Annotated in this window: 27 protein-coding genes; 10 read left to right on the top strand and 17 right to left on the bottom strand. The window is 66.8% G+C overall.

From position 1 onward, the window contains the following. Positions 1-202: 202 nt before the first annotated feature. The 14 genes from ACFU4Z_RS20895 to cofD form a co-directional block, all read right to left on the bottom strand. Positions 203-847, bottom strand: coding sequence for a ComF family protein (locus tag ACFU4Z_RS20895; protein WP_379065340.1), 645 nt, complete (start codon positions 845-847; stop codon positions 203-205). Positions 848-1,014: 167 nt separating this feature from the next. Continuing rightward, positions 1,015-2,805 (bottom strand): MtrAB system accessory lipoprotein LpqB, encoded by a 1,791-nt coding sequence (gene lpqB / locus ACFU4Z_RS20890; protein WP_379065430.1) that lies wholly within the window; start codon positions 2,803-2,805, stop codon positions 1,015-1,017. 20 nt (positions 2,806-2,825) lie between these two features. Then, complete coding sequence (mtrB, locus tag ACFU4Z_RS20885) at positions 2,826-4,565, bottom strand: MtrAB system histidine kinase MtrB (RefSeq protein ID WP_379065428.1); 1,740 nt, start codon at positions 4,563-4,565, stop codon at positions 2,826-2,828. A 74-nt stretch (positions 4,566-4,639) separates the two neighbouring features. Continuing rightward, on the bottom strand, positions 4,640-5,317 hold the full coding sequence (gene mtrA / locus ACFU4Z_RS20880) for an MtrAB system response regulator MtrA (protein ID WP_069163595.1): 678 nt from the start codon (positions 5,315-5,317) through the stop codon (positions 4,640-4,642). Positions 5,318-5,395: 78 nt separating this feature from the next. Further along, on the bottom strand, positions 5,396-6,043 hold the full coding sequence (locus tag ACFU4Z_RS20875) for a dTMP kinase (protein ID WP_379065337.1): 648 nt from the start codon (positions 6,041-6,043) through the stop codon (positions 5,396-5,398). Between the two features lie 111 nt (positions 6,044-6,154). Then, positions 6,155-7,639: an adenosylhomocysteinase gene (ahcY, locus tag ACFU4Z_RS20870; protein WP_379065335.1), complete on the bottom strand. Its 1,485-nt coding sequence runs from the start codon at positions 7,637-7,639 to the stop codon at positions 6,155-6,157. 137 nt (positions 7,640-7,776) lie between these two features. After that, positions 7,777-8,934 carry an alkane 1-monooxygenase gene (locus tag ACFU4Z_RS20865; RefSeq protein ID WP_379065426.1) on the bottom strand — a complete coding sequence of 386 codons (1,158 nt, stop codon included), beginning with the start codon at positions 8,932-8,934 and terminating at the stop codon, positions 7,777-7,779. 190 nt (positions 8,935-9,124) lie between these two features. Next, positions 9,125-9,745 carry a TetR family transcriptional regulator gene (locus ACFU4Z_RS20860; protein WP_379065332.1) on the bottom strand — a complete coding sequence of 207 codons (621 nt, stop codon included), beginning with the start codon at positions 9,743-9,745 and terminating at the stop codon, positions 9,125-9,127. 40 nt (positions 9,746-9,785) lie between these two features. Beyond that, on the bottom strand, positions 9,786-9,968 hold the full coding sequence (locus tag ACFU4Z_RS20855) for a rubredoxin (RefSeq protein ID WP_063047281.1): 183 nt from the start codon (positions 9,966-9,968) through the stop codon (positions 9,786-9,788). Beyond that, the gene (locus ACFU4Z_RS20850; RefSeq protein WP_379065330.1) at positions 9,965-10,138 is read right to left on the bottom strand and encodes a rubredoxin; all 174 of its coding nucleotides are present in this window, start codon (positions 10,136-10,138) and stop codon (positions 9,965-9,967) included. Before ACFU4Z_RS20850 ends, ACFU4Z_RS20855 begins: the two co-directional genes overlap by 4 nt. Further along, complete coding sequence (locus ACFU4Z_RS20845; RefSeq protein WP_379065328.1) at positions 10,135-11,400, bottom strand: alkane 1-monooxygenase; 1,266 nt, start codon at positions 11,398-11,400, stop codon at positions 10,135-10,137. Before ACFU4Z_RS20845 ends, ACFU4Z_RS20850 begins: the two co-directional genes overlap by 4 nt. Positions 11,401-11,902: 502 nt before the next feature. Beyond that, complete coding sequence (locus tag ACFU4Z_RS20840) at positions 11,903-12,421, bottom strand: NUDIX hydrolase (RefSeq protein WP_379065326.1); 519 nt, start codon at positions 12,419-12,421, stop codon at positions 11,903-11,905. A gap of 88 nt (positions 12,422-12,509) precedes the next feature. After that, positions 12,510-13,853 (bottom strand): coenzyme F420-0:L-glutamate ligase, encoded by a 1,344-nt coding sequence (locus ACFU4Z_RS20835; protein WP_379065324.1) that lies wholly within the window; start codon positions 13,851-13,853, stop codon positions 12,510-12,512. After that, positions 13,850-14,848 (bottom strand): 2-phospho-L-lactate transferase, encoded by a 999-nt coding sequence (gene cofD / locus ACFU4Z_RS20830; RefSeq protein WP_328405382.1) that lies wholly within the window; start codon positions 14,846-14,848, stop codon positions 13,850-13,852. The genes ACFU4Z_RS20835 and cofD overlap by 4 nt, the downstream gene beginning before the upstream one ends. Before the next feature lie 492 nt (positions 14,849-15,340). Here cofD and ACFU4Z_RS20825 point away from each other — a divergent pair, with 492 nt between their 5' ends. From ACFU4Z_RS20825 to ACFU4Z_RS20790, 8 genes are all read left to right on the top strand, one after another. After that, entirely contained in the window at positions 15,341-15,574 is a 234-nt protein-coding gene (locus tag ACFU4Z_RS20825) for a WhiB family transcriptional regulator (protein WP_040709504.1), read from the top strand. 62 nt (positions 15,575-15,636) lie between these two features. Further along, on the top strand, positions 15,637-16,116 hold the full coding sequence (locus ACFU4Z_RS20820) for a metallopeptidase family protein (RefSeq protein ID WP_379065321.1): 480 nt from the start codon (positions 15,637-15,639) through the stop codon (positions 16,114-16,116). A gap of 122 nt (positions 16,117-16,238) precedes the next feature. Beyond that, on the top strand, positions 16,239-16,619 hold the full coding sequence (locus ACFU4Z_RS20815) for a DUF3499 domain-containing protein (RefSeq protein WP_379065423.1): 381 nt from the start codon (positions 16,239-16,241) through the stop codon (positions 16,617-16,619). A 53-nt stretch (positions 16,620-16,672) separates the two neighbouring features. Then, a complete protein-coding gene (locus ACFU4Z_RS20810; protein WP_379065319.1) occupies positions 16,673-18,049 on the top strand; it encodes a phosphomannomutase/phosphoglucomutase in 1,377 nt (458 codons plus the stop codon). Between the two features lie 88 nt (positions 18,050-18,137). Continuing rightward, on the top strand, positions 18,138-19,364 hold the full coding sequence (locus tag ACFU4Z_RS20805) for a tobH protein (RefSeq protein ID WP_379065317.1): 1,227 nt from the start codon (positions 18,138-18,140) through the stop codon (positions 19,362-19,364). After that, positions 19,364-20,596, top strand: coding sequence for a mannose-6-phosphate isomerase, class I (manA, locus tag ACFU4Z_RS20800; protein WP_379065315.1), 1,233 nt, complete (start codon positions 19,364-19,366; stop codon positions 20,594-20,596). Before ACFU4Z_RS20805 ends, manA begins: the two co-directional genes overlap by 1 nt. Before the next feature lie 258 nt (positions 20,597-20,854). Then, complete coding sequence (locus tag ACFU4Z_RS20795) at positions 20,855-21,775, top strand: cation diffusion facilitator family transporter (RefSeq protein WP_379065313.1); 921 nt, start codon at positions 20,855-20,857, stop codon at positions 21,773-21,775. A 155-nt stretch (positions 21,776-21,930) separates the two neighbouring features. Further along, positions 21,931-22,140, top strand: coding sequence for a DUF2510 domain-containing protein (locus ACFU4Z_RS20790; protein ID WP_379065311.1), 210 nt, complete (start codon positions 21,931-21,933; stop codon positions 22,138-22,140). A gap of 176 nt (positions 22,141-22,316) precedes the next feature. Here ACFU4Z_RS20790 and ACFU4Z_RS20785 read toward each other — a convergent pair whose 3' ends face one another. Further along, complete coding sequence (locus ACFU4Z_RS20785) at positions 22,317-23,783, bottom strand: phytoene desaturase family protein (protein ID WP_379065309.1); 1,467 nt, start codon at positions 23,781-23,783, stop codon at positions 22,317-22,319. Positions 23,784-23,855: 72 nt separating this feature from the next. Continuing rightward, positions 23,856-24,434 (bottom strand): TetR/AcrR family transcriptional regulator, encoded by a 579-nt coding sequence (locus tag ACFU4Z_RS20780; RefSeq protein ID WP_379065307.1) that lies wholly within the window; start codon positions 24,432-24,434, stop codon positions 23,856-23,858. A gap of 112 nt (positions 24,435-24,546) precedes the next feature. Between ACFU4Z_RS20780 and ACFU4Z_RS20775 the strand changes: the two genes are divergently transcribed. Next, positions 24,547-24,978 (top strand): DUF4267 domain-containing protein, encoded by a 432-nt coding sequence (locus ACFU4Z_RS20775; protein ID WP_379065305.1) that lies wholly within the window; start codon positions 24,547-24,549, stop codon positions 24,976-24,978. A 90-nt stretch (positions 24,979-25,068) separates the two neighbouring features. Next, positions 25,069-25,284 (top strand): DUF4287 domain-containing protein, encoded by a 216-nt coding sequence (locus tag ACFU4Z_RS20770; protein WP_379065421.1) that lies wholly within the window; start codon positions 25,069-25,071, stop codon positions 25,282-25,284. 127 nt (positions 25,285-25,411) lie between these two features. Here ACFU4Z_RS20770 and ACFU4Z_RS20765 read toward each other — a convergent pair whose 3' ends face one another. After that, a complete protein-coding gene (locus tag ACFU4Z_RS20765; protein ID WP_379065303.1) occupies positions 25,412-26,764 on the bottom strand; it encodes a cation:dicarboxylate symporter family transporter in 1,353 nt (450 codons plus the stop codon). Positions 26,765-26,897: the final 133 nt, after the last annotated feature.

Genomic DNA, 26,897 nt, shown 5'->3' with positions numbered 1-26,897 from the left:
GGTCGTGAAGAAGTCGTCACGCGTACCTCCCGGATATGGCCGCACAAACCGATGCACGTGCGGCAGGATGAGCCGTGCCGATTGACAATCTCTCGGCACTTGATGTCCGAGGCGCCACCTCCAAACTGCCGGTTCGGGTGTGTGACCGCGACGGTAGTACGACATCGGGCGGTCCGCCAGTGTTCACGCAAATTTCCCGGAGTCAAGCAGCACACGTCACCACCACGGCACATACCGGTACCCCGATTCCGGCCAGCACCCGGACCGATTCGGAGGCGGTGGCTCCGGTCGTCAGTACGTCGTCGACCAGCACTACCTCGGCATTTTCCGGTATCACCGCCCGGCCGCAGCCACTGCGCGCCACCACGATTCGGCCCTGGAGATTGTGCCGCCGCGCACTGGCTGTCAAGCCCACCGAATCCCGCACTCCCCACCACACCCGCAACATCGGCACCACCCGGCAATCGGGCAGCCACCTCGCCGCGGCATGGGTCGTACGCACCACGGGGTCCCCGCCCCGACGGCGCGCGGCCGCACTCCTGCTCGGCGCCGGAATCAACACCAGCGGCCGACCCTCGGCCCGCAATAGCCCTAACGCAGTCGACAGTGCCATGCCGAGCGGCTCCGCCAGATCGCGGCGCCCGTGCTCCTTGGCCGAGAGTACCGCCCGCCGCCCAGGACCCGCATATGTCGTGAGCGCCCAGCACGGCACCCCGGGCTCGGTACGCGGCCGCACCCGCACCGGCCCGAGTGTCAGCACCGCCGCGCAATCGGCGCACCAGCCGACCCCGGCCGACCCACATCCGGCACAGGCCGACGGCAGCACGAGATCCAGCAGTGTCCGCATCAGCCGAGTGTGCGCGTACCCACCGACAGGTTCGATCGACCGACCTCGCGACGCAATCCGAGCGCTTCCGCTGTGGTGGCAGATCGGCTCGGTCGCCGATTCCGTTCCAGCACAACCATTACGCCGCTACGCCGGATGGGTCCGAAGCACTGATCCGACTGCGACGATCAGCCGGGCAGGACCGGATTGGCATTCGCGCCGAGACCGGGCACCTCACGCCAGTAGGGCTCGCCACCGCCGGGGTTGCTGGTCAGCTCCAGTACCGCGCGCAAATCCGCGACGTACTGGTGTTCCGGCGACGCGCTCACCAGCCGCACGGGCGGGGTCAGATTCTGACTTGTCTGCGGGAGCGGTTGGGAACCGTCCACGGACACAGTGCTCACCGGGTCGACATCGCCCGCGCGGGCGATGAGCAGGGTGTCGGCACCGAGCCAGTCCACTGAGACGGCGGCCGTGCTCAGTCCGACGGCCAGCGGAACCGGTGAGGTCAGAGCGTACTTTCCGTTCGGCTGTGGGACGACGACCGCCACATAGACCTTGCCGTCGGCGATCAGCGCGGCACGCACCCCGGTTCCGGAAATCCGCAGTTCGGTTATCGGCAGCCGGAATGTCAAGCCCGGGATCGCCGAGGTCAGCGCCGAGATGTCGACATTCTGCACCGAGACGGTCCCGGTGGTCCGGTCGTTGACCGCGCGGATCACCCGTTCGCCGTCTATGACCGCCCATGCGGCACTGCCGTCGGCATTCCAGGATGGCCTGCTGATAGTCGTGCCCTCAGCGACAGGGAACGCATTGCCGCCGTAGCTGCCTACCATCAGGGTGCGCGGCGGTTCGGGTGGCGGCCTGCCGGCATCGGCGACGGCAGCGACGAGTTGGCCATCCGGCGACAGCCCCACCGACTGCAGGTTGTTCACGGCACCGAAGTAACCGGGCGGGGTGACCATTCCGTCCGCAGCGACCTGCACGAGAGATCCGTTGCGCAGGGCGTGCAACCCGATCCGATTCCGCGTGTGCGCCGCCACGCTGAGATGGTCGACATCGGCGACCGACCAGCCGTTGGCGGCGAATCGATCGTCCAGCGGTTTGCCGTCCGCAAACAGCATGTACGGGCCGAGGATGTCGGCGCCCGCCAACGTGAGGACCACCTGCCCGGCAAGCAGTTCGCGGTCGCGTGGCGACAGGTTGGCGGCGCCCGCGAAGTCGATGCGCACCCCGCCGAGCCCGACACCGACTTCACCGGGATCGCTGCCCGCCTTGGTGATCGGACCACGCAGCGCGACCGGCGGCGCCAGCTCGTTGCGCACCACGGCCGCCAGTGCGGGCTGGCTGCCCTCGGTGAGCAGGGTCATCAGCCGTTGGGTCAATTGATTCTTGGCGACCGAGATCCACCGCAGATCAGGGACCACGGTGGTGCCGGAGGGGTCGATGAAGTACAGCACGTAGCGCCGGTAGGACTTGGCGAACGCGGAGTGGTCCATGATCACGCCGTCCGGCAGCTGGTCGATGCGCCACTCGCCGTCGACCTTCGACATTTCGATCTTGTTTTCCAGTGGCAAGTCGCTCGCTCGATAGGCGCCGTCCGGCGACAGCTCACCGACCTTGTGCGTCCGGATCACATAGGTCGCCTTGTCTCCGGCACGCGATTCACGCAGCGTGTCCGTCTTCTCGACGATCGTCGTGCTCGCCGTGTCGTCCCATTGCGCCGACGCCGACGGTGTCATGTACTGCCGAGCAGCCAGGTGCCGGTTGGTCGGGTCCGCGGTGGCCTGCAGGAAGTCGCGCAGCAGCAGGTCTGGATCGCGTCCCGCGATGGGCGGCGGCGGTCCGTCGTTGGCAGGCTCCCTGTTGATGGTGCCGAGCGCCTGCGGCGCCGAGGACTCCGGCAGACTCGCGCAGCCGCTGAGCATCAGCAACGCCGCGATGGCGGCCGCACCGAGCGCGGACCGCCGTGGCGACATCGGATACCAGGCACGCATCCTCATGACTGTACGTCTCCCGGTTCGGCGGCTTCGGCGTCGGCGACGGCACTCTGGTCGGCCTGCGGTCCCGAGCCGTTGGTCACCTCGGCACGCTCGACCGGCTCCGGGTCCACCGCCGCGGGCTGCTCGGCCTCGTCATTGCTCCCGGGCGCGGCGTCGACCGCACGCAGCTGCGCGTGCTTGCGCAACGCAGGCTCGAGCGGCAGCGGGCTGGCGCCGAGCTTCTTGCCGCGCACCAGCGGCAGCGTGAGCCGGAAGCAGGCGCCGACGCCTGCCTCACCCCACGCCTCCAGCTTGCCCTCGTGCAGGTTCGCGTCCTCGACGCTGATCGACAGCCCGAGGCCGGTGCCACCGGAACGACGCATCCGCGACGGATCCGAGCGCCAGAAACGGTTGAAGACGAGCTTCTCCTCGCCAGGTCGCAGGCCGATGCCCTGATCGCGGACGATCACCGCGACCGCGTTGGCGTCGAGGTCGCCGCGCATCCGGATCAGCACCGGCTTGCCCTCGCTGTGGTCGATCGCGTTGGCGAGCAGATTGCGCAGCACCCGCTCGACCCGGCGCGGATCGACCTCGGCGACCAGCGGATCCTCCGGCAGGTCGATCACGACCTCGACGCCGGCCTCCTTGGCCAAATGCCGGACGGTCGAGATCGCGGCCCGCGCGCACATCCGCACGTCGAGGGATTCGACCTGGAGTTCGGCGACGCCCGCGTCGTGACGGCTGATCTCGAGCAGATCGTTCAGCAAACCCTCGAAGCGGTCCAGCTCGGTGACGAGCAGTTCGGCGCTCCTGGCGAGTGCGGCGTCGAGATCGTCGCTGCTGCCGTGAATCAGATCTGCGGCCATGCGCACGGTGGTCAGCGGGGTCCGCAGCTCGTGGCTGACATCCGAGGTGAATCGGCGTTGCAGATTGCCGAACTCCTCGAGCTGGGTGATCTGGTTGGACAGGCTCTCGGCCATCTCGTTGAAGGCCTGGGCCAGGCGCGCCATGTCGTCTTCGCCGCGCACCAGCATGCGCTCCTTGAGCCTGCCGTCGGCGAAACGGCCCGCGATCCGCGCGGCCGAACGGATCGGCAGCACCACCTGACGAGTCACGAGCGCGGTGATCGCGGCGAGCAGAACCAGCAGCACGATGCCGCCGATCATCATGGTGCCGCGCATCAGCGACAGACTGCGTTCCTCGTTGGCCAGCGGGAAGATCAGATAGATCTGCAGCGTCGGGATCTCGGCGCTCGGGCTGCCGATGATCAGCGCACGGCCACGGTAGCCATCGGGGTCGGCGACCGTGGCGAACTGATAGCTGACCTGGTTGCGCTCGACGTAATGGCGCAGCTCCTCCGGCACCTCCTGGATCGGGCCGGTCGAGATCTGCTGCAGCGGCGTGCCGCCGACGACGCCCAGCGCCGAGTCGAAACTGCCTGCCGCACCGCTGGACTGGCCGGTGCCGCCGCGGTTGGACAGCGCGTTGCGCGCGTCGGCGAGGCGCTGCTGCTGGGTGCCGATGTCGTGCACGCCCGCGAGCTGGTTCTCCACCGTGTTACGGGCGCGATCCATCTCCTCGACCGCCGCGTTGATCTTGGCGTCGAGCAATCGATCGGTGATCTGACTGGTCAGCACCACGCCGAGGATCGTGATGACGATCAGCGACAAGGTGAGCGTGGAGACGATGACGCGTAATTGCAGCGAACGACGCCACACATGGCCGAGCGCGGTGCCGACCTCCTTGAACCAGGCAATCACCGGTGCGAGCGATCGTTCGAGACGCTGGGCCACCCCTTCCCCGTCGTTCGAACGATCGACATCGCCTTCGATCACGGGGGTCCGGCCTTGTAACCGACGCCGCGGACGGTGAGCACGATCTCCGGGTTCTCCGGATCTTTCTCGACCTTCGCGCGCAGTCGCTGCACATGCACGTTCACCAGGCGGGTGTCGGCGGCATGCCGGTAGCCCCATACCTGCTCGAGCAGCACCTCACGCGTGAAAACCTGGCGCGGCTTGCGGGCGAGCGCGACAAGCAGATCGAACTCCAGCGGAGTCAGCGAGATCTGCGCGCCGCCGCGCGTCACCTTGTGGGCGGGCACGTCGATGACGATGTCGGCGATCGACAGCAGCTCGGCGGGCTCGTCCTCGGTGCGGCGCAGGCGGGCACGCACCCGGGCGACGAGCTCCTTGGGCTTGAACGGCTTGACGATGTAATCGTCGGCACCGGACTCCAGACCGAGCACGACGTCGACCGTGTCGGTCTTCGCCGTAAGCATCACGATCGGAACTCCGGAGTCGGCCCGCAGCACACGGCATACATCGATGCCGTTCATGCCGGGCAGCATCAGGTCCAGCAACACAAGATCGGGGCGGATCTCCCGAACCGCCGCCAGCGCCTGCGTACCGTCACCGACCACATGCGGGTCGAACCCTTCCCCGCGCAAGACGATCGTGAGCATCTCAGCGAGCGCCATATCGTCGTCGACGACCAGAATCTTGGGCTTCATAATTACTATGGTGTCATCTCTCCGGCTCGGATCGGGCCGCCACGCCAACACTCGTGGCATCCCGCGGCACATCCAACCTTATCGGCCTGCGATTTCGGCTAGTCGCGAGGCCAATGAGGCCGGATCGTCATCGGATCGGTATGTCCACCACCGGCCGTGCCAGTCTCGTTCGGCCAGCTCGCGGTACACCTCGAGGGTGCGCTGCTGCAGTCCGCCGTCGCGTTCGTAGGCGTCGAGAGCGCGGCGGTCGTCGAGTTCGCCTCGGCTGCGGGCGCGCTCGGCCGCGACCTCCGTCGAGACGTCCAGCAGCACTTGCAACGTCGGCTCAGGCATGCCGAACCTGCCGAATTCCAATTCGGCTGTCCAGCGTGCGATCTCACCGTCCACGGATTGGTGCAGCCGAGCCGCGTTGTAAGCCGCGTTGGAGGCCACGTAGCGGTCCAGGATCACGATGTCATTGTCCGCCAAAAGTTTCGACAACTCGTCACGGGCATCGGCCCGATCCAGCGCGAACAGCAACGCCATCGCATACACCGACGCCGCGAGATCACCGTGCTCGCCGTGCAGCGCCTCGGCGGCGAGATCCGCGTGCACCGAACGCCCGTAGCGCGGGAAGGCCAACGTGGCCGTCCGCAGTCCACGCGCGGCGAGCACGGCGACGACGGCGTCGGTCAGCGTGCGTTTGCCCGCACCGTCGAGGCCTTCCACCGCAATCAACACGCCCATGGTCAGGAGGCTACATGCGCCGTGTTCGGCACCGGACGACAGTGTCCCGCCGACCGCGGTGGCCGGCGGGACACATGTTCTTCACCGCGCGTACTCGGTGCCGACGGTGGGTCAGTACCGGTAGTGCTCCGGCTTGTACGGGCCTTCGACGTCGACGCCGATGTACTCGGCCTGATCCTTGGTGAGCTTGGTCAGCGTGCCGCCGAGCGCCTCGACGTGGATCTTGGCGACCTTCTCGTCCAGGTGCTTGGGCAGGCGGTAGACCTCGTTGTCGTACTCGTCCGGCTTGGTCCACAGTTCGATCTGCGCGATCACCTGGTTGGAGAAGCTGTTGGACATGACGAACGAGGGGTGGCCGGTGGCGTTGCCCAGGTTCAGCAGGCGGCCCTCCGACAGCACGATGATCGACTTGCCGGACTCCTTGAACGTCCACAGGTCGACCTGCGGCTTGATGTTCAAACGCGTTGCGCCGGAACGCTCGAGCGCCGCCATGTCGATCTCGTTGTCGAAGTGGCCGATGTTGCCGAGGATGGCCTGGTCCTTCATCGCCTTCATGTGATCGAGGGTGATGATGTCCTTATTGCCGGTCGAGGTGATGACGATGTCGGCATTGCCGATCGCCTGCTCGACGGTGACGACGTCGTAGCCGTCCATCAGCGCCTGCAGCGCGTTGATCGGATCGATCTCGGTGACCTGTACGCGAGCGCCCTGTCCGGCAAGCGATTCCGCGCAGCCCTTGCCGACATCGCCGTAGCCGCAGATCAATATCTTCTTGCCGCCGATGAGCACATCGGTGCCGCGGTTGATGCCGTCGATCAGCGAGTGACGGGTGCCGTACTTGTTGTCGAACTTCGACTTGGTGACCGAGTCGTTGACGTTGATGGCCGGGAACACCAGCTCACCCGCGGCGGCGAACTGGTAGAGCCGCAGCACGCCGGTGGTGGTCTCCTCGGTGACGCCCTGCACCGAGTCGGCGATCTTGCCCCACTTGGTCTTGTCGGTCTCGAAGCGCTCGCGCAGCAGGTTCAGGAAGACCGTGTACTCGGCCGAGTGATCCTCGTCCGCGGGCGGCACCACGCCGGCCTTCTCGAACTGCGCACCACGCAGCACGAGCATGGTGGCGTCACCGCCGTCGTCGAGGATCATGTTGGCGGGCTCACCCGGCCAGGTGAGCATCTGCTCGGCGGCCCACCAGTACTCCTCCAGGGTTTCACCCTTCCAGGCGAAGACCGGGGTGCCCTTGGGCTCGTCGACGGTGCCGTTCGGACCGACGACGATGGCCGCGGCGGCATGGTCCTGGGTGGAGAAGATGTTGCAGGAGGCCCAGCGCACCTCTGCGCCGAGACTCACGAGGGTTTCGATCAGCACCGCGGTCTGGATCGTCATGTGCAGCGAACCGGAGATCCGCGCACCCTTCAGCGGCAGCACCTCCGCGTATTCGCGGCGCAGCGCCATCAGGCCGGGCATTTCGTGCTCGGCGAGGCGGATCTCCTTGCGGCCGAACTCGGCCAGCGACAGGTCGGCCACCTTGTAATCGATGCCGTTGCGGACATCGGCGGTCAGGGACGTGCGTGCGGGAAGTTCTGAGGTCGTCATCTGCCTCTATCAGCCTCTCCTGGTTCGTCAGTACCGAGGCAAGGCTAGTCGCTGAATCAGCCCCCTGGACTATGCGGCTGCCTCGCCTTCGCTCCCCCCTGCGCGGGCGAAGGTCGGACTTCGTCCGGCAGCGTCCATTATGCGGTCACCCCGTAGGACGACAGAATGCGGCGGCGCTTGCGTGGCTGAATGTTCGCCAGGGTGATGTCACCGTCGTAGTGGGCGAGCACCCGGTGATCCATCACAGCGCGCCACAACGGCGGAATCGCCGCGAACACGATCATCGTGGCGTATCCAGCAGGTAATTGCGGCGCCTGCATCGAGCTGCGCAGGGTCTGGTATCGACGGCCGGGATTGGCGTGATGGTCGCTGTGACGTTGCAGATGGAAGAGAAAAATATTGGTGACGAGCCGGTCGCTGTTCCAGCTGTCGCGCGGCGAGCATCGCGCGTAGAGCCCGTTGGGCCTGCGCCCACGCAACAGCCCGTAGTGTTCGACGTAGTTCACCGTCTCCAACAGCGCGATCCCGATCACGGCCTGCAGCAGCAGCCAGGGCAGCGCCCGCCAGCCGAACAGGCCGAGCAGCAGACCGAACAGCGCCAGGCTCATCGACCACGCCTGCAGGATGTGGTTGTGCACGCTCCACCAGCGGTGGCCCTTGCGCGTCAAGCGCTCGCGTTCCAGTGCGATCGCCGAACGGAACCCGCCGGAAACGGTACGCGGCAAGAACTCCCAGAGCGACTCGCCCATTCTGGCGCTGGCCGGATCCTCCGGAGTCGCCACCCTGGCGTGATGACCACGGTTGTGCTCGACGAAGAAGTGGCCGTAGCACGACTGCGCCAGCGCGATCTTGGCGAGCCAGCGCTCCAGGTGCTCGACCCGATGCCCGAGTTCGTGCGCCGCGTTGATGCCGATGCCGCTGACGAATCCCAAGGTGGCCGCGAGCCCGAGCTTGTCGACGAAGCTCAGCTCGTCACCCGCCCACATGTAGCTGGCGATGCCGAGTCCGATCAGCTGGATCGGCAGGAAAAGGTAAGTGCACCAACGGTAGTAGCGATCGTTGGAAAGTAGCTCGTAGTCCTCGTCACGCGGGTTGTTGCCGTCGTCGCCGATCACCCGGTCCAGTACCGGAATGACGATCAGCACGATGATCGGGCCCACCCACCAGAACACGACAGCGCCACTGTGCAGGACCAGTTGTGATGGCAACAGTGCACTGGAGGGAGCGATCAAGCCCAGAATCCACAGATGGCGTTTGGGGTCCGGTGACCCCGTCGGGTTGCCAACCGAATGCACGTTTGCCCACCTAAGAAGTACGCCAACACCGACGCCTGACAATACATACAAACTTTTCAATCGTTCCACACCGGGAAGGTCCCGAGAGTGTCGGCAGTTACATGCCAGACAGTTGGTTTCCATGCACCTTGTCAGGCGCCATCACCCACCGCACCCTTCCGGCAACCCGACACCGGCTCCCACAGCGGCGCTAAGTCCGCTCGCGTGCCGCCAGAATTGCCTCGACGTACGGACTCAGCAAATCGCTCAGATCGGCAGGCGCATTCCGACCCGGCGCGGGCGGTGTCGGGATGTAGCTCAGGGCGATGCGCACCAGCGCGTGTGCGAGAACCGCCGACTCCGCCGCCGTCGCGGCCACCCAGCTGTGCTGGAACGCTACGGCGAGCCGTTCGGTGGCATGTTCGAGCAACGGCCCTGCGTCGAGGGTGATGAGTCGCAACAGGTCCAGCTTCACCTCGCCCGCGAGCAGTGACTGCACCAGCGGATCGGCGGCCGCTTCGAGGAAGAAGCCGCCGAGCCCCTCCCGGAAAGCGGACCTGACATCACCGACATTGCCGTCGATCGCCGAACGGACGTGATCGACCAGATCGTCGGCCAGGCGCAGCGCGTAGGACTGCGCGAGGCCCGACCGCGATCCGAATTCGTTGTACAGGGTCTGCCTGCTCACCCCGGCCCGTGCCGCCACATCGCCGAGGGTGATCTTCGACCAGTCCCGTTCGGTGAGCAGTTCCCGCATCGCGTCCAGGACCGATGTGCGCAGGAGTTCCCGCGCCGCCTCCTGATACGGAACCCTCGGTCCTGTGCGCGGCATACCCGCGACATTGTCACGGCGATATGCCGCAGTCAAAATCTCACGACCGCTCGATCTCGACCATGTAGAAGTCGGCCTTCGCCGCGCCACAGTCCGGACAGGTCCAGTCATCGGGGATGTCGTCCCAGCGGGTGCCCGGCTCGATGCCGTCCTCGGGCCAGCCCTTGGCTTCGTCGTATTCGAAGCCGCACTGGATGCATTGGAACAGCTTGTATTCGGTCATGACACAACTCCCGTCGATTCGAAGTCGATCTTTTCCCGCACCCCACAGTCCGGGCAGCACCAGTCGTCGGGCACCTTGTCCCACGCCGTGCCTGCCGGGAATCCCTCGTGCGGTGCACCTTTCGCCTCGTCGTAGACGTAATCGCAGACGGGGCAGCGAAACGCGCTCATAGCCCAGCCGCCTCCACACCCGAACCCGCGGCCGCCGAGCCGACGCCGTAGCGGGCGATCACCTTGTCCCGCTTCGCCGGATGGATATTCGCACGGGTGACATCGCCGCCGTAGTGCGCGAGCACCCGCTTGTCCATCACCCGCCGCCACAGCGGCGGGAAGTAGGCGAGCAGGATCATGCTCGCGTAGCCACTCGGCAGGTTGGGCGCGCCGTCCCAACTGCGCAGCGTCTGATAGCGCCGCGTCGGATAGGCGTGGTGATCGCTGTGCCGCTGCAGGTGGTACAGGAAGATATTGGTGACGATGTGGTCGCTGTTCCAGCTGTGCACCGGAGCGGGCCGCTCGTACCGTCCGGACGCGGTGCGCTGGCGAACCAGACCGTAGTGCTCCAGGTAGTTGACCGCCTCGAGGAGGCTGAAGCCGACCACCGCCTGCACGATGAGATAGGGCAGCACGCCAATGCCGAACACCGCGATCAGCACCGCGTACAGCGCCACCGACATCAGCCAGGCGCTGAGCACTTCGTTCTGCAGACTCCACGGCTTCTTGCCGAGCCGGTCGAGGCGCGCCTTTTCCAACCGCCACGAGGAGCTGAAGCTACCCCACACGGTGCGCGGCCAGAATGCCCAGAACGATTCGCCCAGACGGGAACTCGCCGGATCCTCCGGGGTGGCGACGCGCACATGGTGGCCGCGATTGTGCTCGATGTAGAAGTGCCCGTAGAACGACTGAGCCAGCGCGATCCGCGACAGCCACCGCTCCAGGTCGACCTTCTTGTGGCCGAGCTCGTGCGCGGTGTTGATGCCGATGCCGCCGATCATGCCGACGGTGATCGCGAGGCCGATCTTGTCGATGATGTGCAGACCGCCGTCGATGCCGAGCCAGCTGAGGTTGTCCGCGGCGATCAGATAGCAAGCCATGATCAGCGTCGCGTACTGGAACGGCAGGTACAGGTAGGTGAGGTAGCGGTAGTACTTGTCGTTCTCCAGGTACTCCATCACTTCATCGGGCGGGTTGTCGCCGTCCGGACCGAAGAAGATGTCGGCCAGCGGAATCAGCACGTAGACCAGGACCGGGCCGAGCCAGAACGGCACCTGAGCCAGCCGATGCCAGCCGATTTCATTGAACGCCCAGATCAAGGGCAAGCCGATGGTGAATAGCCCCGTCGGCGCGAACAACCCCCACAACCACATGTACCGCTTGCGGTCACGCCACGCTGGCGCCTCGACCTGACGGCCCGAGGTATCGGTTTCTGTCGACATCGTTGTCTCTCCGTTCGAGCGGCACATCACATGTGATGTGCAGTACTACTTAAATTGACATTAGAGATCAAAATGTCTCCTGTCTAGACAAATCGGTCATTTTGTAAAGCAATCCGAGAACGCCACCGCGCCAGCCGTCACGATGGAAGCGCGCACCTGTCCACCAAGGCTGCGCAAGAGAAAGCCGGGTACGGCACACGACGCGCCCCAGCACTGCCGGCATCCGATCGTTACTGCCCGGTCTCGATGGCCGCCACACCCTTCGCCGGTGTACTCCCCATGTCGACCGGCTCCCCCGCGGCGGTCCAGGCGCCACCACCCGATCGGCACACACCTCGTCGACCTCCAACACCTTGTGACAACCGGGCACTCCGTGTAGCGGATGTCCGGTCGCCTACAGCTGTGCCGATCGGGTGGCAGGTGAAATAGCGATCGAGGGTAGTGAAATGGTGGCCGCAAAGGTGCTTCGTGGCCACCATTCGACTACCGCCGATGAGTGGGGTCAGCGCAGCAGGACGTCACTGTCCGGGGGTAGTGCGTTGATCGGCCACCACCGTAGGTCGGTGGATTCGGCGCTGCGTACCGGGACGGCGCCGGCGGGGGCGACGATCCGGAACAAGAGATCCAGGTGCCGGGTCGGGACGCCGAGTGAGCAGGTGATCGGATGTGCTTGCGCGCCATATAGTTCCGGATCCATCCACAGATCCGTCAGGCCGGACTCTTCGGTTGCCTCCCGCAGTGCGGCGGCGGGTACCGTGGCGTCGACTTCCTCGCAGTGGCCGCCGAGCTGGATCCAACGACCGACTCGGGGATGCAGGGTCAGCAGCACCTCGCGTTCGTCGTGCGAGAACACGACTGCCGACGCTGTGATGTGACCGGGGACGTGCTCGCGCAGGCAACCGCGCGGCGCCGAGCCGAGAAACGCCAGCATCGCCTCCCGCAGCGAGGCATCGGGCCCCGACGCCGGACGCCACGATTCCAGCAACTCCGTCGCCGAAGCATGCAACGAACTCGCGCTCATCGTTCCGCATCCCGGCTCGGGATCCGCACCCCTTGCGGGCACCCACGGCGGGGGCGGATCCCGGTCAGGGAGGCGAGGTCTCCGCGGGTCACAGTTCGACCAGGCCGAGGCCAGGGCCGTACACCGGGCGCGGAGTCAATTCCTCCAGCGGATGGCCGATGGCTATGCCGCCCAAGGGGTTCCAGTCCTCGTCCAGGCCGAGGACGTCGCGGGTGATCTCCGGCGCGAAGATGGTCGAACCGATCCAGCAGCTGCCGAGCCCCTCGGTGGCGAGGGCGACCAGCAGCCCTTGGACGGCCGCACCGACCGCGACGGTGAACATGGTCCGCTCGTTCGCGCGGCGGCGCTCATCCGGATAGTCGTGCGCGCCGTCGGGCACACAGAACGGGATGATCACCTCCGGTGCGTCGAAAAGGATTCGGCCGCGGGCGATTCGGCGCTCCACGCGCTCCGGCGGCAGCCCGTCCGCGGTGAGGTCCTCGCGCCACTTCTCGGCCATCGCCTCGAGCAGCTGCTTACGCAGGCCGGGTTTGCGCAGCCACACGAAACGCACCGGGCGGGTGTGATGCGGCGCCGGCGCGGTCAACGCCACCGCGACAGCGGAGCGGACGCGCTCGGGATCGACGGGTTCGTCGGCGAACTGCCGCACCGACCGCCGCAGCAGCACCGCCTCCGAGCGGCCCTTCTCGATGGCCTCCGCGGTGCCGAGCCAGAACAAGTCGTCGGTGCCGACGCGCAGCAGGTCGGCGGCGGTGGAACCGTCGTCGGTGACCGGGAGCCCGCGCACCACCGCGACCGGGACGCCGCCGAGCTTGCCCTTCACCAGGTCCGCGGCGGCCGCGAGTTCATCCGCGATCGCGACCTGCGTGACGTGCAGTTCATTGCCCTGCCCGTCGACCGCGCCCGCGTAGTCGTGCAATACCCGGAGTCCGGCGGCGCCGATGGCGGCGTCGGTCTGTCCATTGCGCCAGGCCCGGCCCATGGTGTCGGTGATCACCACGGCGACCTGTACTCCGAGCCGCTCGGCGAGGGCGGTGCGCAACGCCTTGGCGCTGGCGTCGGGGTCGGCGGGCAACAACACCAACTCGCCCTGTTCGACATTGGATCCGTCGACTCCGGACGCGGCCTGGACGATGCCCAGCTTGTTCTCGGTGATGAGGGTGCGGCCCTTGCGCGCGAGCACTCGCACCGACTCCTGGTCGACCAGCGCGCGGCGCGCGGCGTCGCGCTCCTCCGGGTCGAGCGGGGCCGCCACGATCCTGCCTTCGGCCTTGGCGATGATCTTGCTCGTCACCACGAGCACGTCGCCGTCGGCCAGCCATGGCGCGCAGGCGGCGAGGTGTTCGGCGACGTCGTCACCGGGGCGGAATTCCGGCAGTCCGGTGATGGGCAGAATCGTCAGCTCGGCGGCCGCGTGGTCGTATTCGTTCACGGCTTCACTCCCGCGAGGTCGAGCGCCTCCCGCACCATCTCTGCGGTGGTCGGCGGATCAGTCATCAACAAGGGCACACTGCGCACCTCTACGCCGGGCACATCGGCGGTGTCGGTGGTGTGGATCAACCAGCCGTCGAGGATGCCGGTGGCCGAGCGGGCGCCGTAGTAGCGGCCGATTGCCTCGGCCGTGGTCTCGACGCCGATCACCGAAAGGCACTCGTCCGCCATGCCGCGCAACGGCTTGCCGTCGATCACCCCGGACACCCCGATCACCTTCGCGTCCGTGGTGCGCAGCGCGCCGCGAATACCCGGTACCGCGAGGATCGCGCCGATGCTCACCACCGGGTTGGACGGGGCAAGTAAGACAGCGTCCGCAGTGGATATGATCTCGGTCACATTTGGCGCAGGTTTCGCCTCATCCGCCCCAATTGTGGCGAATCCGTGGGTCTCGATGTCCGCGCGGTAGCGAACCCACCACTCTTGGAAATGGATCGCGCGACGTTCGCCAGGGTTGTCGGGGTCGCTCACAACCACGTGTGTTTCGCATCGATCGTCCGTTGCCGGGATGAGTTTCACGCCCGGCTGCCACCGGTTGCAGAGCGCCTCGGTCACCGCCGAGAGCGGGTACCCGGCGCGCAACATTTCACTGCGAACCAAATGTGTGGCGATGTCCCGATCGCCGAGACCGAACCAATCGGGCTGCGCGTGATATTTGGCCAGCTCTTCCTTGGCGTGCCAAGTTTCACCGAGCCTGCCCCAGCCCCGGTCGGTGTCGATTCCTCCGCCGAGGGTGTACATGCAGGTATCGAGGTCGGGGCAGATGCGAAGGCCGTGCATCCAGACGTCGTCACCGACGTTGACGATCGCGGAAACGTCTGCCTCGGGCAGCAGTTCCCGAACGCCTTGGAGGAAGCGCGCGCCACCGACTCCGCCCACCAGGACGGCGATCCGGGGCCCGCTGGCGGGTGCGGTGTCCGCTTGTTGTGGAGTCACATCCGCACAGCCTATGCGGTACCGGAGCGGCCGCAGTTCATCCCATATTTGCTGCTCATTTGCTATTTGGCGCTTCAAGATCAATCTGGAATGCGGTTGCGGATAGTAACGGAATTGCGACGGCGGCTTGACCATCGACACGTCCGGCGTGTCTAATCACAGTCATGTCATTTCGGGTTCGCGTGAGAGATCAAGGCGCGGACAGCTTTTCGAACAGATGTTCGCATCGGAATGACAAGCTCGGGGATGTCCGCGGGACAACGTCGCGGGGTACGGCCGTCGGTGTGCGTGTTGGTCCGACGGAAAGAATCATTCTGCGCTAACACACAGTGAGGAGGCGGAGCGATGGCCAACGAAATGGTCTCGCCGACCGATTCCACAGCAGGCGCAGCACGTGGCGTCTGCGCAGATATCGGCCGGATCGAGCATGAGGGGGGTAACGAAGTCTCGGCACCACCCCGGCTCAGCCTGGTCGTGACAGGCTTCGACGAGATGTTCGAATCCATCGAGGAGCAGTGGCAGGAACGCGCCCTGTGCGCGCAAACAGATCCCGAGGCGTTCTTCCCCGAGAAGGGCGGCTCGACCCGCGAAGCCAAGCGGATCTGCCTGGGCTGCGAGGTACGCGACGAGTGCCTGGAATACGCACTCGCGCACGATGAGCGCTTCGGCATCTGGGGCGGCCTCTCCGAACGCGAGCGCCGCCGCCTGAAGCGTGGCATCGGCTAGAAGACGTGAGGCCAGCCTGCCTCGATGCGCACGTTCGCGGCGGGCTGGCCTAGATTTTGTGTATGGCGCATTTTCGGAACCGACGACCACCGACCGCTCGGTCGGTGATCCGCCGCGGTCGTGGACTGCGCGGGCCGATGCTGCCGCCGACGGTGCCCGCGTGGCGAACGCGCGGCCAGCAGTTCGATCGGCTGGTACTGGAGGCGTTCGCACCGCTGGACACCCGCTGGCACGACCGGCTGACCAAGTTGGACATCGCGGTCGACGATGTACCGAAAATCCGTCCGCTGCACCCTGATTCGGTCACCTGGCCGGACGAGGTCGTGGCCGACGGGCCGGTGCCGCTGTCGCGGCTCATCCCCGCGGGCGTCGATCGACACGGCGTGGCCACCCGGGCCCGCGTCGTACTGTTCCGCAAGCCCCTCGAACTGCGCGCGGGCGATCCCGAGGATCTGGTGGATCTGCTCCGCGAAGTCCTCGTTCAGCAGATCGCCACGTATCTCGGCGTCGACCCCGACCTGATCGACCCGGAGGGCGAATAGCGCGAGATCAGTTGTCCCCGAGCGACTCACTAACGGTCGATCCGGACAAGTCTCACCCATTACCTGAGCGTGTCTGCCTCCATCGGGCGGCGTGGCGGGTTACTCTCATCGTCGTGATCCCCATGCGTCGTTGCTGCCGACCAGGCTGCAAGAATCCGGCAGTAGCGACGCTCACCTATGTGTACTCCGACTCGACGGCAGTCGTCGGGCCGCTGGCCACGGTGGCCGAACCGCACTCCTGGGATCTCTGCGAAACACACGGTTCGAGGATCACCGCCCCGAAGGGCTGGGAAATGGTTCGCCACGAAGGCGGATTCTCTTCCAGCACACCGGATGACGACGATCTGACAGCGTTGGCCGAAGCGGTGCGCGAGGCGGGACTGCGGCGCCGCCCGCCCGAGCACGATCAGCGCGGCTATTCCGACTACGCCCCACCGCCGCCGCGAGTCACCCGCACCGGTCGCCGCGGGCATCTGCGAGTGCTGCCCGACCCGCCGAGCTGACAAGAGGCGGGACCGTGTCAGGGGTGTCCCAGGCAACCACTAGGGTGGTTCCCATGACAGTCGCGCGCTCTGCCGAATTCGTGAACGCGGTGATCAAGGCTTATGACGTTCGCGGAGTGGTCGGTGAACAGATCGACGCGCAATTCGTAAGGGACGTAGGGGCTTCCTTCGCCAGGCTGATGCGCACCGAGGGCGCGACCCGCGTGGTCATCGGCCACGATATGCGGGACTCGTCGCCGAGTTTGGCCGCCGCGTTCGCCGACGGCGTCCTCGATCAGGGCCTCGATGTGGTGCACATCGGCCTCGCCTCCACCGACCAGCTGTACTTCGCCTCCGGCAGCTTGGACTGCCCCGGCGCCATGTTCACCGCCAGCCACAACCCGGCCCGCTACAACGGCATCAAAATGTGCCGCGCGAAGGCGCTGCCGGTCGGTCAGGACACCGGCCTCGCCACGATCAAGTCCGAGGTCGTCGCGGGCGTGCCCGCCTACGACGGCGCACGCGGCGCCGCCACCGAGGTCGACCTGCTCGCCGACTACGCGACGTACCTGCGCGGCCTTGTCGATCTCGACGAGATCCGCCCGCTGACCATCGCGGTGGACGCGGGCAACGGCATGGGCGGGCATACCGTGCCCGCGGTGCTCGGCACCCTGCCGCAGCTGAAGATCGTGCCGCTGTACTTCGAATTGGACGGCTCGTTCCCCAACCACGAGGCGAATCCGCTCGACCCGAAGAACCTGGTCGATCTGCAGGATCTGGTGCGCAAGTCCGGCGCCGACATCGGCCTCGCCTTCGACGGCGACGCCGACCGTTGCTTCGTGGTCGACGAGAACGGCGACCCGGTATCGCCCTCGGCGATCACCGCCCTGGTCGCCGAGCGCGAGCTGGCCAAGGAGCCTGGCGCGGTCATCATCCACAACCTCATCACCTCGCACGCGGTGCCGGAGCTGGTCACCGAGCTCGGCGGGACCCCGGTACGCACCAGGGTCGGCCACTCGTTCATCAAGCAGGAGATGGCTGCCACCGGTGCGGTATTCGGCGGCGAACACTCCGCGCACTACTACTTCCGCGCCTTCTGGGGTGCGGATTCCGGGATGCTCGCGGCGCTGCACGTGCTTGCGGCGCTCGGCGAGAAGGATCGGCCTATCTCGGAGCTGATGTCGTCGTACGCGACATATGCGGCCTCTGGAGAGATCAACTCGACAGTGGCGGACGCCAAGGATCGGACGATGGCCGTGGTCGAGGCATTCGGTGACCGGACGGTATCGGTCGATCGACTGGACGGGGTGACCGTGCAGCTGCCCGACCACGCCTGGTTCAATCTTCGCGCGTCGAATACCGAACCGTTGCTCAGGCTGAACGTCGAAGCCCGATCGCCGGAGGAAGTAGACGCACTCGTGACCGAGATTCTGAGCATCGTTCGCTCCTGACTGGAATAGTGGAATCACAGGCCTTGGATTCGCCCGATCTGGGTTCGGTGTGGATGGCACAGCGCGATGAGGGGAGGTGGGACGCCCGATGATCGCTGGAACACCGGTGCTCGACCTCGACGATGCTGCTTCGCTCGAGGCAGCCGATGCCGGCGGCGCCCTACGCTCGGCCGCTTCCGGCGGCGCTCAGGTGCGCGCCACCGCCGCAGCTGTCGCTGAGGACGCGCTGATACGCCTTGCCGACCTACGCCCACGCAGCGTCGTGCTCGTCTCCGGCGCGGGCCGTGCCGCACGCGCCGCGGCGCTGCTGGTCGCCGCGCTCGGCGACCGCGCCGGCCTGCCCATCGTGCCCGTCGCTTCGCTGCCGCCGTGGGTCGGTCCGCTCGACGTCGTCCTGGTCGCCGGTGACGACGCGGGCGATCCACGACTGATCGATGCCGTCGACCGCGCGGTGCGCCGTGGCGCCGAGGTGGTCGTCGCGGCTCCGCACGAGGGACCGCTGCGTGCCGCTGCGGCAGGCCGGGCGGTCCTGTTGGAGCCGAGAGTCCGGGTGCTCGATCACAATCGCCTGCTGCGCTTCCTGGCCGCGGGAATGGCGGTCCTGCGCATCGTGGACCCGACGCGTGCGGGTGCGGCGGTGCCCGATCTGACCGAGCTCGCCGATGTGCTCGACGCGGAGGCGCTGCGCGACGGCCCGCACCACGAGGTCTTCCACAATCCGGCCAAAACCCTCGCCGCGCGCATGCACCAGCGCGGTGTCGTGCTGGCGGGCGACTCCCCCGCCACCGCCGAACTGGCCGAGCACGGTGCCGAGGTGCTGCTGCAGTCGGCGGGCCGGGTGGCCGCGGCGGTGGACCTGGCCGAGGCCGTCGCCGCCAATCCTCGAATGGTGGAGGCCGCAGGGCAATCCGCGCCGAATTTCGATCCGCTGTTCCACGACGAAGAGCTCGACGGGCCGGTGCAGGTGGAGCGCATGCGCGTGTTCGTGCTCAGTTCCGATGCCGACCAGTCCGCCGCGCGGCGCAGGCTGGCCGTCTTCGGGGCCGCCGGATCCGGATTGGTGGACGCCGATCTGGTGCGCGCCGATGTCGACCTGCTGCACACCACGCTCACCGACCCGTCCGTCCCCACACCGGCCAGACAGGACGAACCCGGCATCGGTGACGGCGGCCTCGGCACCACCGGGCACGGCACCGAGCTCGAGCAGCTCGCGGTGCTCGCACTCAGACTGGAAATGGCCGCCGCCTATCTACGGCTGATCGGTTCGCGCGGGAGCGCGACCGAGAGCCAGGGGCAGTACGGGGGACGCTACTAGTGCACGAACTCGTTGGTGCGCTGCGTTCCTACGCTTGGGGTTCACGCACCGCGCTCGCTCAGTTGTGCGGCCGACCGGTACCGTCCGCGCATCCGGAAGCCGAACTGTGGTTCGGTGCGCATCCCGCCGATCCGGCGCACGTGCGCATCGACGGCAGCATGCGCTCGCTGCTGGAGCTGGTCTCGGCCGACCCGGATCGGGAATTGGGACCCGCCGCACCGGAATTCGGTGGCAGGCTGCCGTTCCTGCTGAAGGTTCTGGCCGCAGAGGAACCGTTGTCGCTGCAGGCGCATCCGAGTTCGGCGCAGGCCAAGGCCGGATTCGAACGAGAGAACCTGGCGCGGGTGCCGTTCGACTCGCCGATGCGTAACTATCGCGACGAGAACCACAAGCCGGAGCTGGTGGTCGCGCTGGATCGGTTCGAGGCGCTCGCCGGGTTCCGTGATCCGCTGCGCACCGTCGAGCTGTTCCGCGCGCTGGACGTGCCCGGATTGCATCCCTACGCGAACCTGCTTGCCGCCCAGCCGGATTCGGCCGGTCTACGGACGCTGTTCACCACCTGGATCACGCTGCCGCACGCTGCGTTGAGCACGCTGCTGCCCCAGGTTCTCGACGGCTGCGTGCAGTACCTGTCGGGCAGCGCTGCCTCCCCCAAGGGCCGGCGCGAGTTCGTCCCCGAGGCACGCACCGCGCTCGAACTCGCCGAAGCCTATCCCGGCGACGCCGGAGTGCTTGCCGCACTGCTGCTCAACCGGCTCACCCTGGAACCAGGACAGGGCCTGTTCCTCGCCGCCGGAAATCTGCACGCGTATCTGCGCGGACTCGGCGTCGAAATCATGGCCAACTCCGACAATGTGCTGCGCGGCGGTCTGACACCGAAGCATGTCGATGTGCCCGAGCTGTTGCGGGTACTGGACTTCGAGCCGATCGACCTGCCGGTGGTGCTGCCGGAACCGGTCGGCGACGGCTCGGTCCACTACCGGACCCCCGCACCGGAATTCGCACTCCGCCGCTTCGACCTGACCGCGGGCTCGGCACAGGTGCCCCTCACCGCGGCGGGGCCCGGGATCGTGCTCTGCACGTCGGGCACGGTACGTCTGCTGCACGGCGAGGAAAAACTGGTGCTGGAGCGCGGCGCGGCGGCCTGGATCTCCGCTACCGACACCGATATTCGCGCCCAAGCGGTCGACGGCAACGCCCAACTATTCTGCGCGTGCGTGGGAGGTGCTTGAGTTTTTGGCAGCGCCTTCGGCGCTGCGTGTTCGCGGCCCCCTTAGTCTCGCTTCGCGCGGAAGGTGTCATCGTGCCGAGTGGCCGCATCGGCGGTGATGGTTGCGACTTCGGCTGCCGAGGGGGTGTTCATCAGGGCGGCATTTGCGACCTTAGGATTTTGTGCGCGGCGGGCGCTTTGTGCGTTGGCCGGTCGAGCGCGGTCGGCGGACAGGCTAAGTTAACCAAGATCGGACAAGGCGGAGAGAGGACCAAACCGTATGTCGGCTGGTGGTGGCAAGAAGGCGATCATCGCCGCGTTGACGGCGAACGCGGGTATCGCGGTGGCGAAGTTCGTCGGCGCGGCGATCACGGGTTCGGCATCGATGCTTGCCGAAGGCGTGCACTCGGTGGCCGACACCGCCAACCAGGGATTGTTGCTGGTCGGGCAGCGGCGCGCTGAGCAGGAGGCCGACGAACTGCACCCGTTCGGGTACGGGCGCAACCGCTACTTCTACTCCTTCATCGTGGCCCTCGTGTTGTTCACGCTGGGCTCGGTTTATGCCATCTACGAGGGCATCCACAAGATCCAGCATCCGGAGGAGCTGAGCTCGCCGCTCGTCGCGGTCGGCATCCTCGGTATCGCGATCGCGTTGGAGGGCTTCAGCTTCCGCACGGCCATCCACGAATCCAGGCCCCTCAAGGGTGATTCGAGCTGGTGGCGGTTCATCCGCAACTCGCGCAGCCCGGAACTGCCCGTGGTGCTGCTGGAAGACAGCGGCGCGCTGGTCGGCCTGGTGTTCGCCTTCGCCGCGGTGGTGCTGACCATGGTCACCGATGATCCGGTCTGGGACGGCATCGGCACGCTGGCCATCGGAATCCTGCTCGGGGTCATCGCGATCGTGCTGATCATCGAAATGCAGAGCCTGCTCATCGGAGAGGGCGCCACACCCGACGAGGACCGCGATATCCGCGCGAACCTGGCCGACGACACCCGCATCGATCGGGTGATCCACGTGAAGACGCAGTACCTCGGACCGGAGGAGATGCTCGTCGCCGCCAAGGTGGCGATCACACCGGGACTCGACATCGAAGAGATCGCCGCCGCCATCGACGCCGCCGAAGCCAGGGTCCGCGCCGCCGTGCCTGCGGCTCGAATCATCTACCTCGAGCCGGATCTGTACCGCACGCCGACCAGCTGACCCGCACCGGCCGGATCACGACTTACGCTGCACCCCAACGCTATCGGGGTGTCCAAGCGAACTGCGCTCTGCTCCGTCGCGAGCATCGCGTTGTTCCGACCCGATTTCAACAGATCGACTCGGATGCCGAGCCGAGGCCAGTGAATACTGACCGAATGGGAGCATTCAGCGTCTGGCACTTACTCATCCTGCTCGTCGTTCTCGCGATAGTCGTCGTGATCGTCAAGTCCAGCTCGAGCACCCGACCGGGATATCGACCACCCAACGCGATCGCTCCCGGCTGGTACCCCGACCACGCTGACCCCGCAGTTCTCCGCTGGTTCGACGGCCACCAGTGGACCAGCCACACCCAGCCCCGCCGATGACCCGTAGTTCCCGGGCGCTGCACTCCACAGGCAGGCAGAGCGAAGCGCCGTCGCCGACGTTCAACCAGCCGCCGCACGGGGTTGTGATCAGGCGCAACACTATTGCCGAGCAGTGGGGGCAGCGTGCAACCGATCGGACGGGGCCGACAACGCGCAGCGCAGGTCCGCGCAGGCCGCTAGGCCGACAGCTGCGGCGTACGCAGCAGGTCGAGCGGGTCGGTGTCGATGCCGAACTCCTGCCACAGCACATGCCGGGCGGCGTGCAGCCCGTTCATGCCGTGCACGCCGGGGCCCGGTGGGGTCGACGCCGAACAGAGGTAGACGCCGGGCAGCGGCGTTGCGTAGGGATTCCATTTCGGGGTGGGCCGGAAGGCGGTCTGACGCAACGTCATCGCGCCCGCGGAGATGTCACCGCCGACGTAATTGGCGTTGTGGGAAGGCATTTCGGCGCCGGTGCGGACGTGCGAGGCAAGGATCAGGTCGCGGAATCCGGGGGCGAAGCGTTCGACCTGCTTGATCACGGACTCCGTCATGTCGCGGGTCGAGCCGTTCGGCACATGTGCGTAGGTGTAGAAGGTGTGACCGCCCGCCGGAGCACGGCTCGCATCGACGACACCGGGCTGGATGGCGAGCACATAGGGCCGCGCCGCGTGTTGCCCTGCCGCGACGGTCCTTTCGGCGGCCATTGCCTGCACGCGCGTGCCGACCAGGTGCAAGGTTCCGGCGAGATCGCAGCCCTCGGCCTGCCATGGCACCGGCCCCGACAGCGCGAAGTCGACCTTGCACGCGGCGCCGCCGTAGCGAACGCGGCGCAGGCGCGCGGCGTAGCGTTCCGGCAGTCGAGGGCCCGCGATGCGCAGCAGTTCGGCTGGGGCCGTGTCCAATACGATCGCTCGAGCGCCGCCGAATTCCTCCAGCGAGTCCACGCGATGGCCGGTGACGACTCGGCCACCCAGCCGCTCGAGTTCGGTGATCATCGCATCCGGAATCGCCTGACTACCACCGCGCGGCAACACCCACCCGCCCGCGTGCGCGAGGGTGCCGAGCAGCAGAGCGGCCCCGACGGCAGGAAACGCGCGCGGTGGCGTGATCGCGTGCGCGGCGACACCGGTCAACAGCGCGGGCGCGGCGGCCTCGCGAAAACGCATGTTCCACAACGGCGTTCCCTGCTCCATCATGCGCAGGCCGAAGCGCGCCGCGGTCGCGAGGTCTGCCGGAAGATGGCGCAGATCCGACATCGCCAGAGCGACCACGTCGCGCCAATGGTCCACGAGCGGTCCGAACAGTGAACGCCATGCCGCGCCGTCACGGCCGAGTCCGTCCGCGGTCCTGTCGAGGTCGCGCCAAGCCAGCCCGGCCGTCCCACCGTCGAGCGGATGCGCGTAGGACACCTGCGGTACAAGCAGTTCCACCCCGTGCGCCCGCAGGTCGAACGCACGGAAGAACGGCGAGGCCAGCGCCATCGGATGCGCACCGGCGCACACGTCGTGCCGATAGCCGGGAAGGGTCAGCTCGGCGGTCCGGGAACCGCCGCCCGCGGCGTCCTGCGCCTCGCGCACTTCCACGTCGAGACCGGCCCGCGCCAGTATCACCGCCGTGGCGAGCCCGTTCGGTCCGGATCCGACGACTACAACATCAGGCATATTTCCCACTCTGCCCTGCCCGCCACCCAGACGCCCCGATCTGCCGCGCACGACACACTGTCGCCTTCGGGCTCACTCCCGGCCTGCTGTCCACTGGCTCATCAGGACCTCGATGCGCTGCTCACGCAGATCCGGGCGCAGCCGTCCGCCGCGATCCAGGGTCGCCACCCCGTGCAGTGTGGCCCAGGCCACCTCCGTTCCCGTCTCCAGATCGTTCGCACCCGCGAAGGGCTCGTAGGCGGCCGCGATCTCGCCGTACGAATCCTTCAGCGCCTTCGGCGCTTCCGTACCGAACTTCAGCTCGGTGGTCAGCACGAACATCGCGTCGTAGCGGGCCGGATTGTCGGTCGCGAATTCCAGGTAGGCCCGCGCGATCTCCTCCAATGCCGCGGCCGGGTTCGACGCACCGGTGCGCGCCGCGTGCAACGTCGCGGCGAGGTCCGCGAAACCCTGTTCCGCGACTGCCGACACGATGGCCACCTTGCCCGTGAAATGGCTGTAGAGCACCGGCTGGCTGTATTCGATCCGCTCGGCGAGGCGGCGCACTGTCACCGCCTCCCAGCCCTGCGCCTCGGCGAGTTCGCGTGCGGCGTCGATGATCCGCTGGTGCCGCTCGGCACGCTCGCGTTCCTTGCGATTCTGAATGGTCATGGAGAAATTCTAGCAGCGCTAGACAAACTATCGAAGCTCATCTAGTGTTGCTCTCGTACCTAGCAATGCTAGATGTCAGAGCATCGAGAACGCGCATCAAGGAGCAATCGCCATGAACATCTCCCGCATCGCCACCGCCCTTTCCCTCATCGGCGCGGCATTCATCCTCTACATCGGCCTCAGCTACCTGATCACGCCGGAAACCATCGCCACCGGATTCGGCCTGCCGGAGTGGCCGAAGGGCGACGCGGTCGCGTTCATGAATCTGAAGGGCGTCCGCGACACCGCCTCCGGGGTGTTGATCCTGGCCCTGCTGGCGGTGCGGCAGCGGTTCGCACTCGGCATCGTGATGCTGGTCCTGGCCCTGATCCCGACCGGCGACATGCTGACCGTGCTCAGCTGGAACGGCTCGACCGCCGCGGCCTTCGGCATCCACGGCCTGACCGCCGTCCTGGTCGCCCTCGCCGGCGGACTGCTGATCCGCGAGCACAACACGTCGAACAAGAAGGTCGCCGAGCCGGTACCCGCCGCCGCAGTAGCGTGATTCAGACCACATGCCCCCGCTCGCCGATGAATTCGCGAGCGGGGGTACGTCTATTCCACTGAACGTCCGAACAAGCAGGAGATGACCACCATGTCGACCACGCCGCACGGCCCCGCGTCCTACTTCCCGTCGATCGAGGCCAAGTACGGCCACACCATCGACGAGTGGAAGTCCCTGATGCGCGAGTCGGGCCTGGCCTCGCACAAGGAACTCGTCACCTGGCTGAAGGACGAGCACGGCTTCGGCCACGGCCACGCGACCGCGATCACCCAGCACTACCTCAATCCGGAGAAGTGGGCGTCCTGACCCACTCACCACGAAAGGGCCCGCAGATCCTGCGGGCCCTTTCGTTTCAGGTTGCAGCTAGGCGGCGCCCTCGCCCGCGCTCGTCCGAGCCCAGGATCGCCGACGGACTCCGTCCGGCCGCGTGCAGCTAGGCCGGGACCAGGTCCTTGGTATCGGGCTCGGGCTGCGGATCGTGGATATCGTCGACCATGGTCCGCTCGTCGAAGGGCAACTTGCGGTCGAGCACGGTGCGAACTCGATCGACGTCGACCGTCTTGGTCCAGGTGCCGACCAGCAGGGTCGCGACCGCGTTGCCGGAGAAATTGGTGAGGGCGCGGGCCTCGGACATGAAGCGGTCGATACCGACGATCAGGCCGACACCATCGAGCAGCTCGGGGCGGTGGCTCTGCAATCCGCCCGCCAGCGTGGCGAGTCCGGCGCCGGTCACGCCTGCCGCCCCCTTCGACGCGACGATCATGAACAGCAGCAGGCCGAGCTGTTCGCCGATGGCCAGCGGCTTGCCCATCGCGTCGGCGATGAACAGGGAGGCCATGGTCAGATAGATGGCGGTGCCGTCCAGGTTGAACGAATATCCGGTCGGCACAACAACACCCACCGTGGTGCGCTCGACACCGAGGTGTTCCATCTTCGCGATCAGCCGCGGCAGCGCGGACTCGGAAGACGAGGTGCCGACGATCAGCAGATACTCCCGCGCCAGGTAGCGGACCAGCTTGAAGATCGAGACACCGGATACCGCCCGCAGCAACACACCGAGCACGCCGAAGATGAACACCAGGCAGGTCAGGTAGAACGCGATCATCAGCAGCGCGAGCTGCTTCACCGCATCGAGCCCGGTCTTGCCGACCACGTTCGCGATCGCACCGAACGCGCCGATCGGGGCCAGCCACAAGATCATCGACAGGATTCGGAACACCAGCTTCTGCAGTGTCGCCACGCCGCGCAGCACCGGCTCGCCCGCGCTGCCCATGGCCTGCACCGCGAATCCGACCAGCAGCGCGACGAACAGCGCCTGCAACACGCTGCCCGCGGTCAGCGAGGAGATCAGCGTCGTCGGAATGATGCCCTGGATGAAGTCCCAGGTACCGCCCGCGGCGTGCGCCTGATCCGCCAGCTTCGCGCCCTGCTTGGCGGTCTTGGCGATGTTCATGCCGGTGCCCGGTTCCAGCAGATTGCCGACGACGAGGCCGATGCCGAGCGCCACTGTCGACATCACCATGAAGTAGCCGATGGCGAGGCCGCCCACCTTGCCGACGGTGGCCGCCGCTCGCACCGAACCGATGCCGAGGACAATGGTGCAGAAGATGACCGGTGCGATCATCATCTTGATCAAGTTCACGAACATGGTGCCAAGCGGCGCCATCGACTGACCGACACCGGGCGCCAGCCAGCCGACCAGAATTCCCGCTCCGACGGCGACGATGACGGCTATGTACAGCCAATGGGTACGGTCGCGCCGCTGCTGTTGCGTTGTGTCGCTCATGGCGAGTGCTGTCCTCTTCAGTGGTACCGGCGTGAGGTGGGTCACCACCCCTTGTGCACAATGTTGGCGGCCGGAGTGATGCCGGTCACGCTTTGGTGCATTTCGTTCAAGAAAGACAGTGTTCAGCGGAGGA

This window comes from Nocardia sp. NPDC057440 (assembly GCF_042802915.1).
GTDB lineage: Bacteria > Actinomycetota > Actinomycetes > Mycobacteriales > Mycobacteriaceae > Nocardia.
The sequence above is the reverse complement of the archived record's forward strand: the minus strand, read 5'-3'. Positions and strand labels throughout refer to the sequence as shown.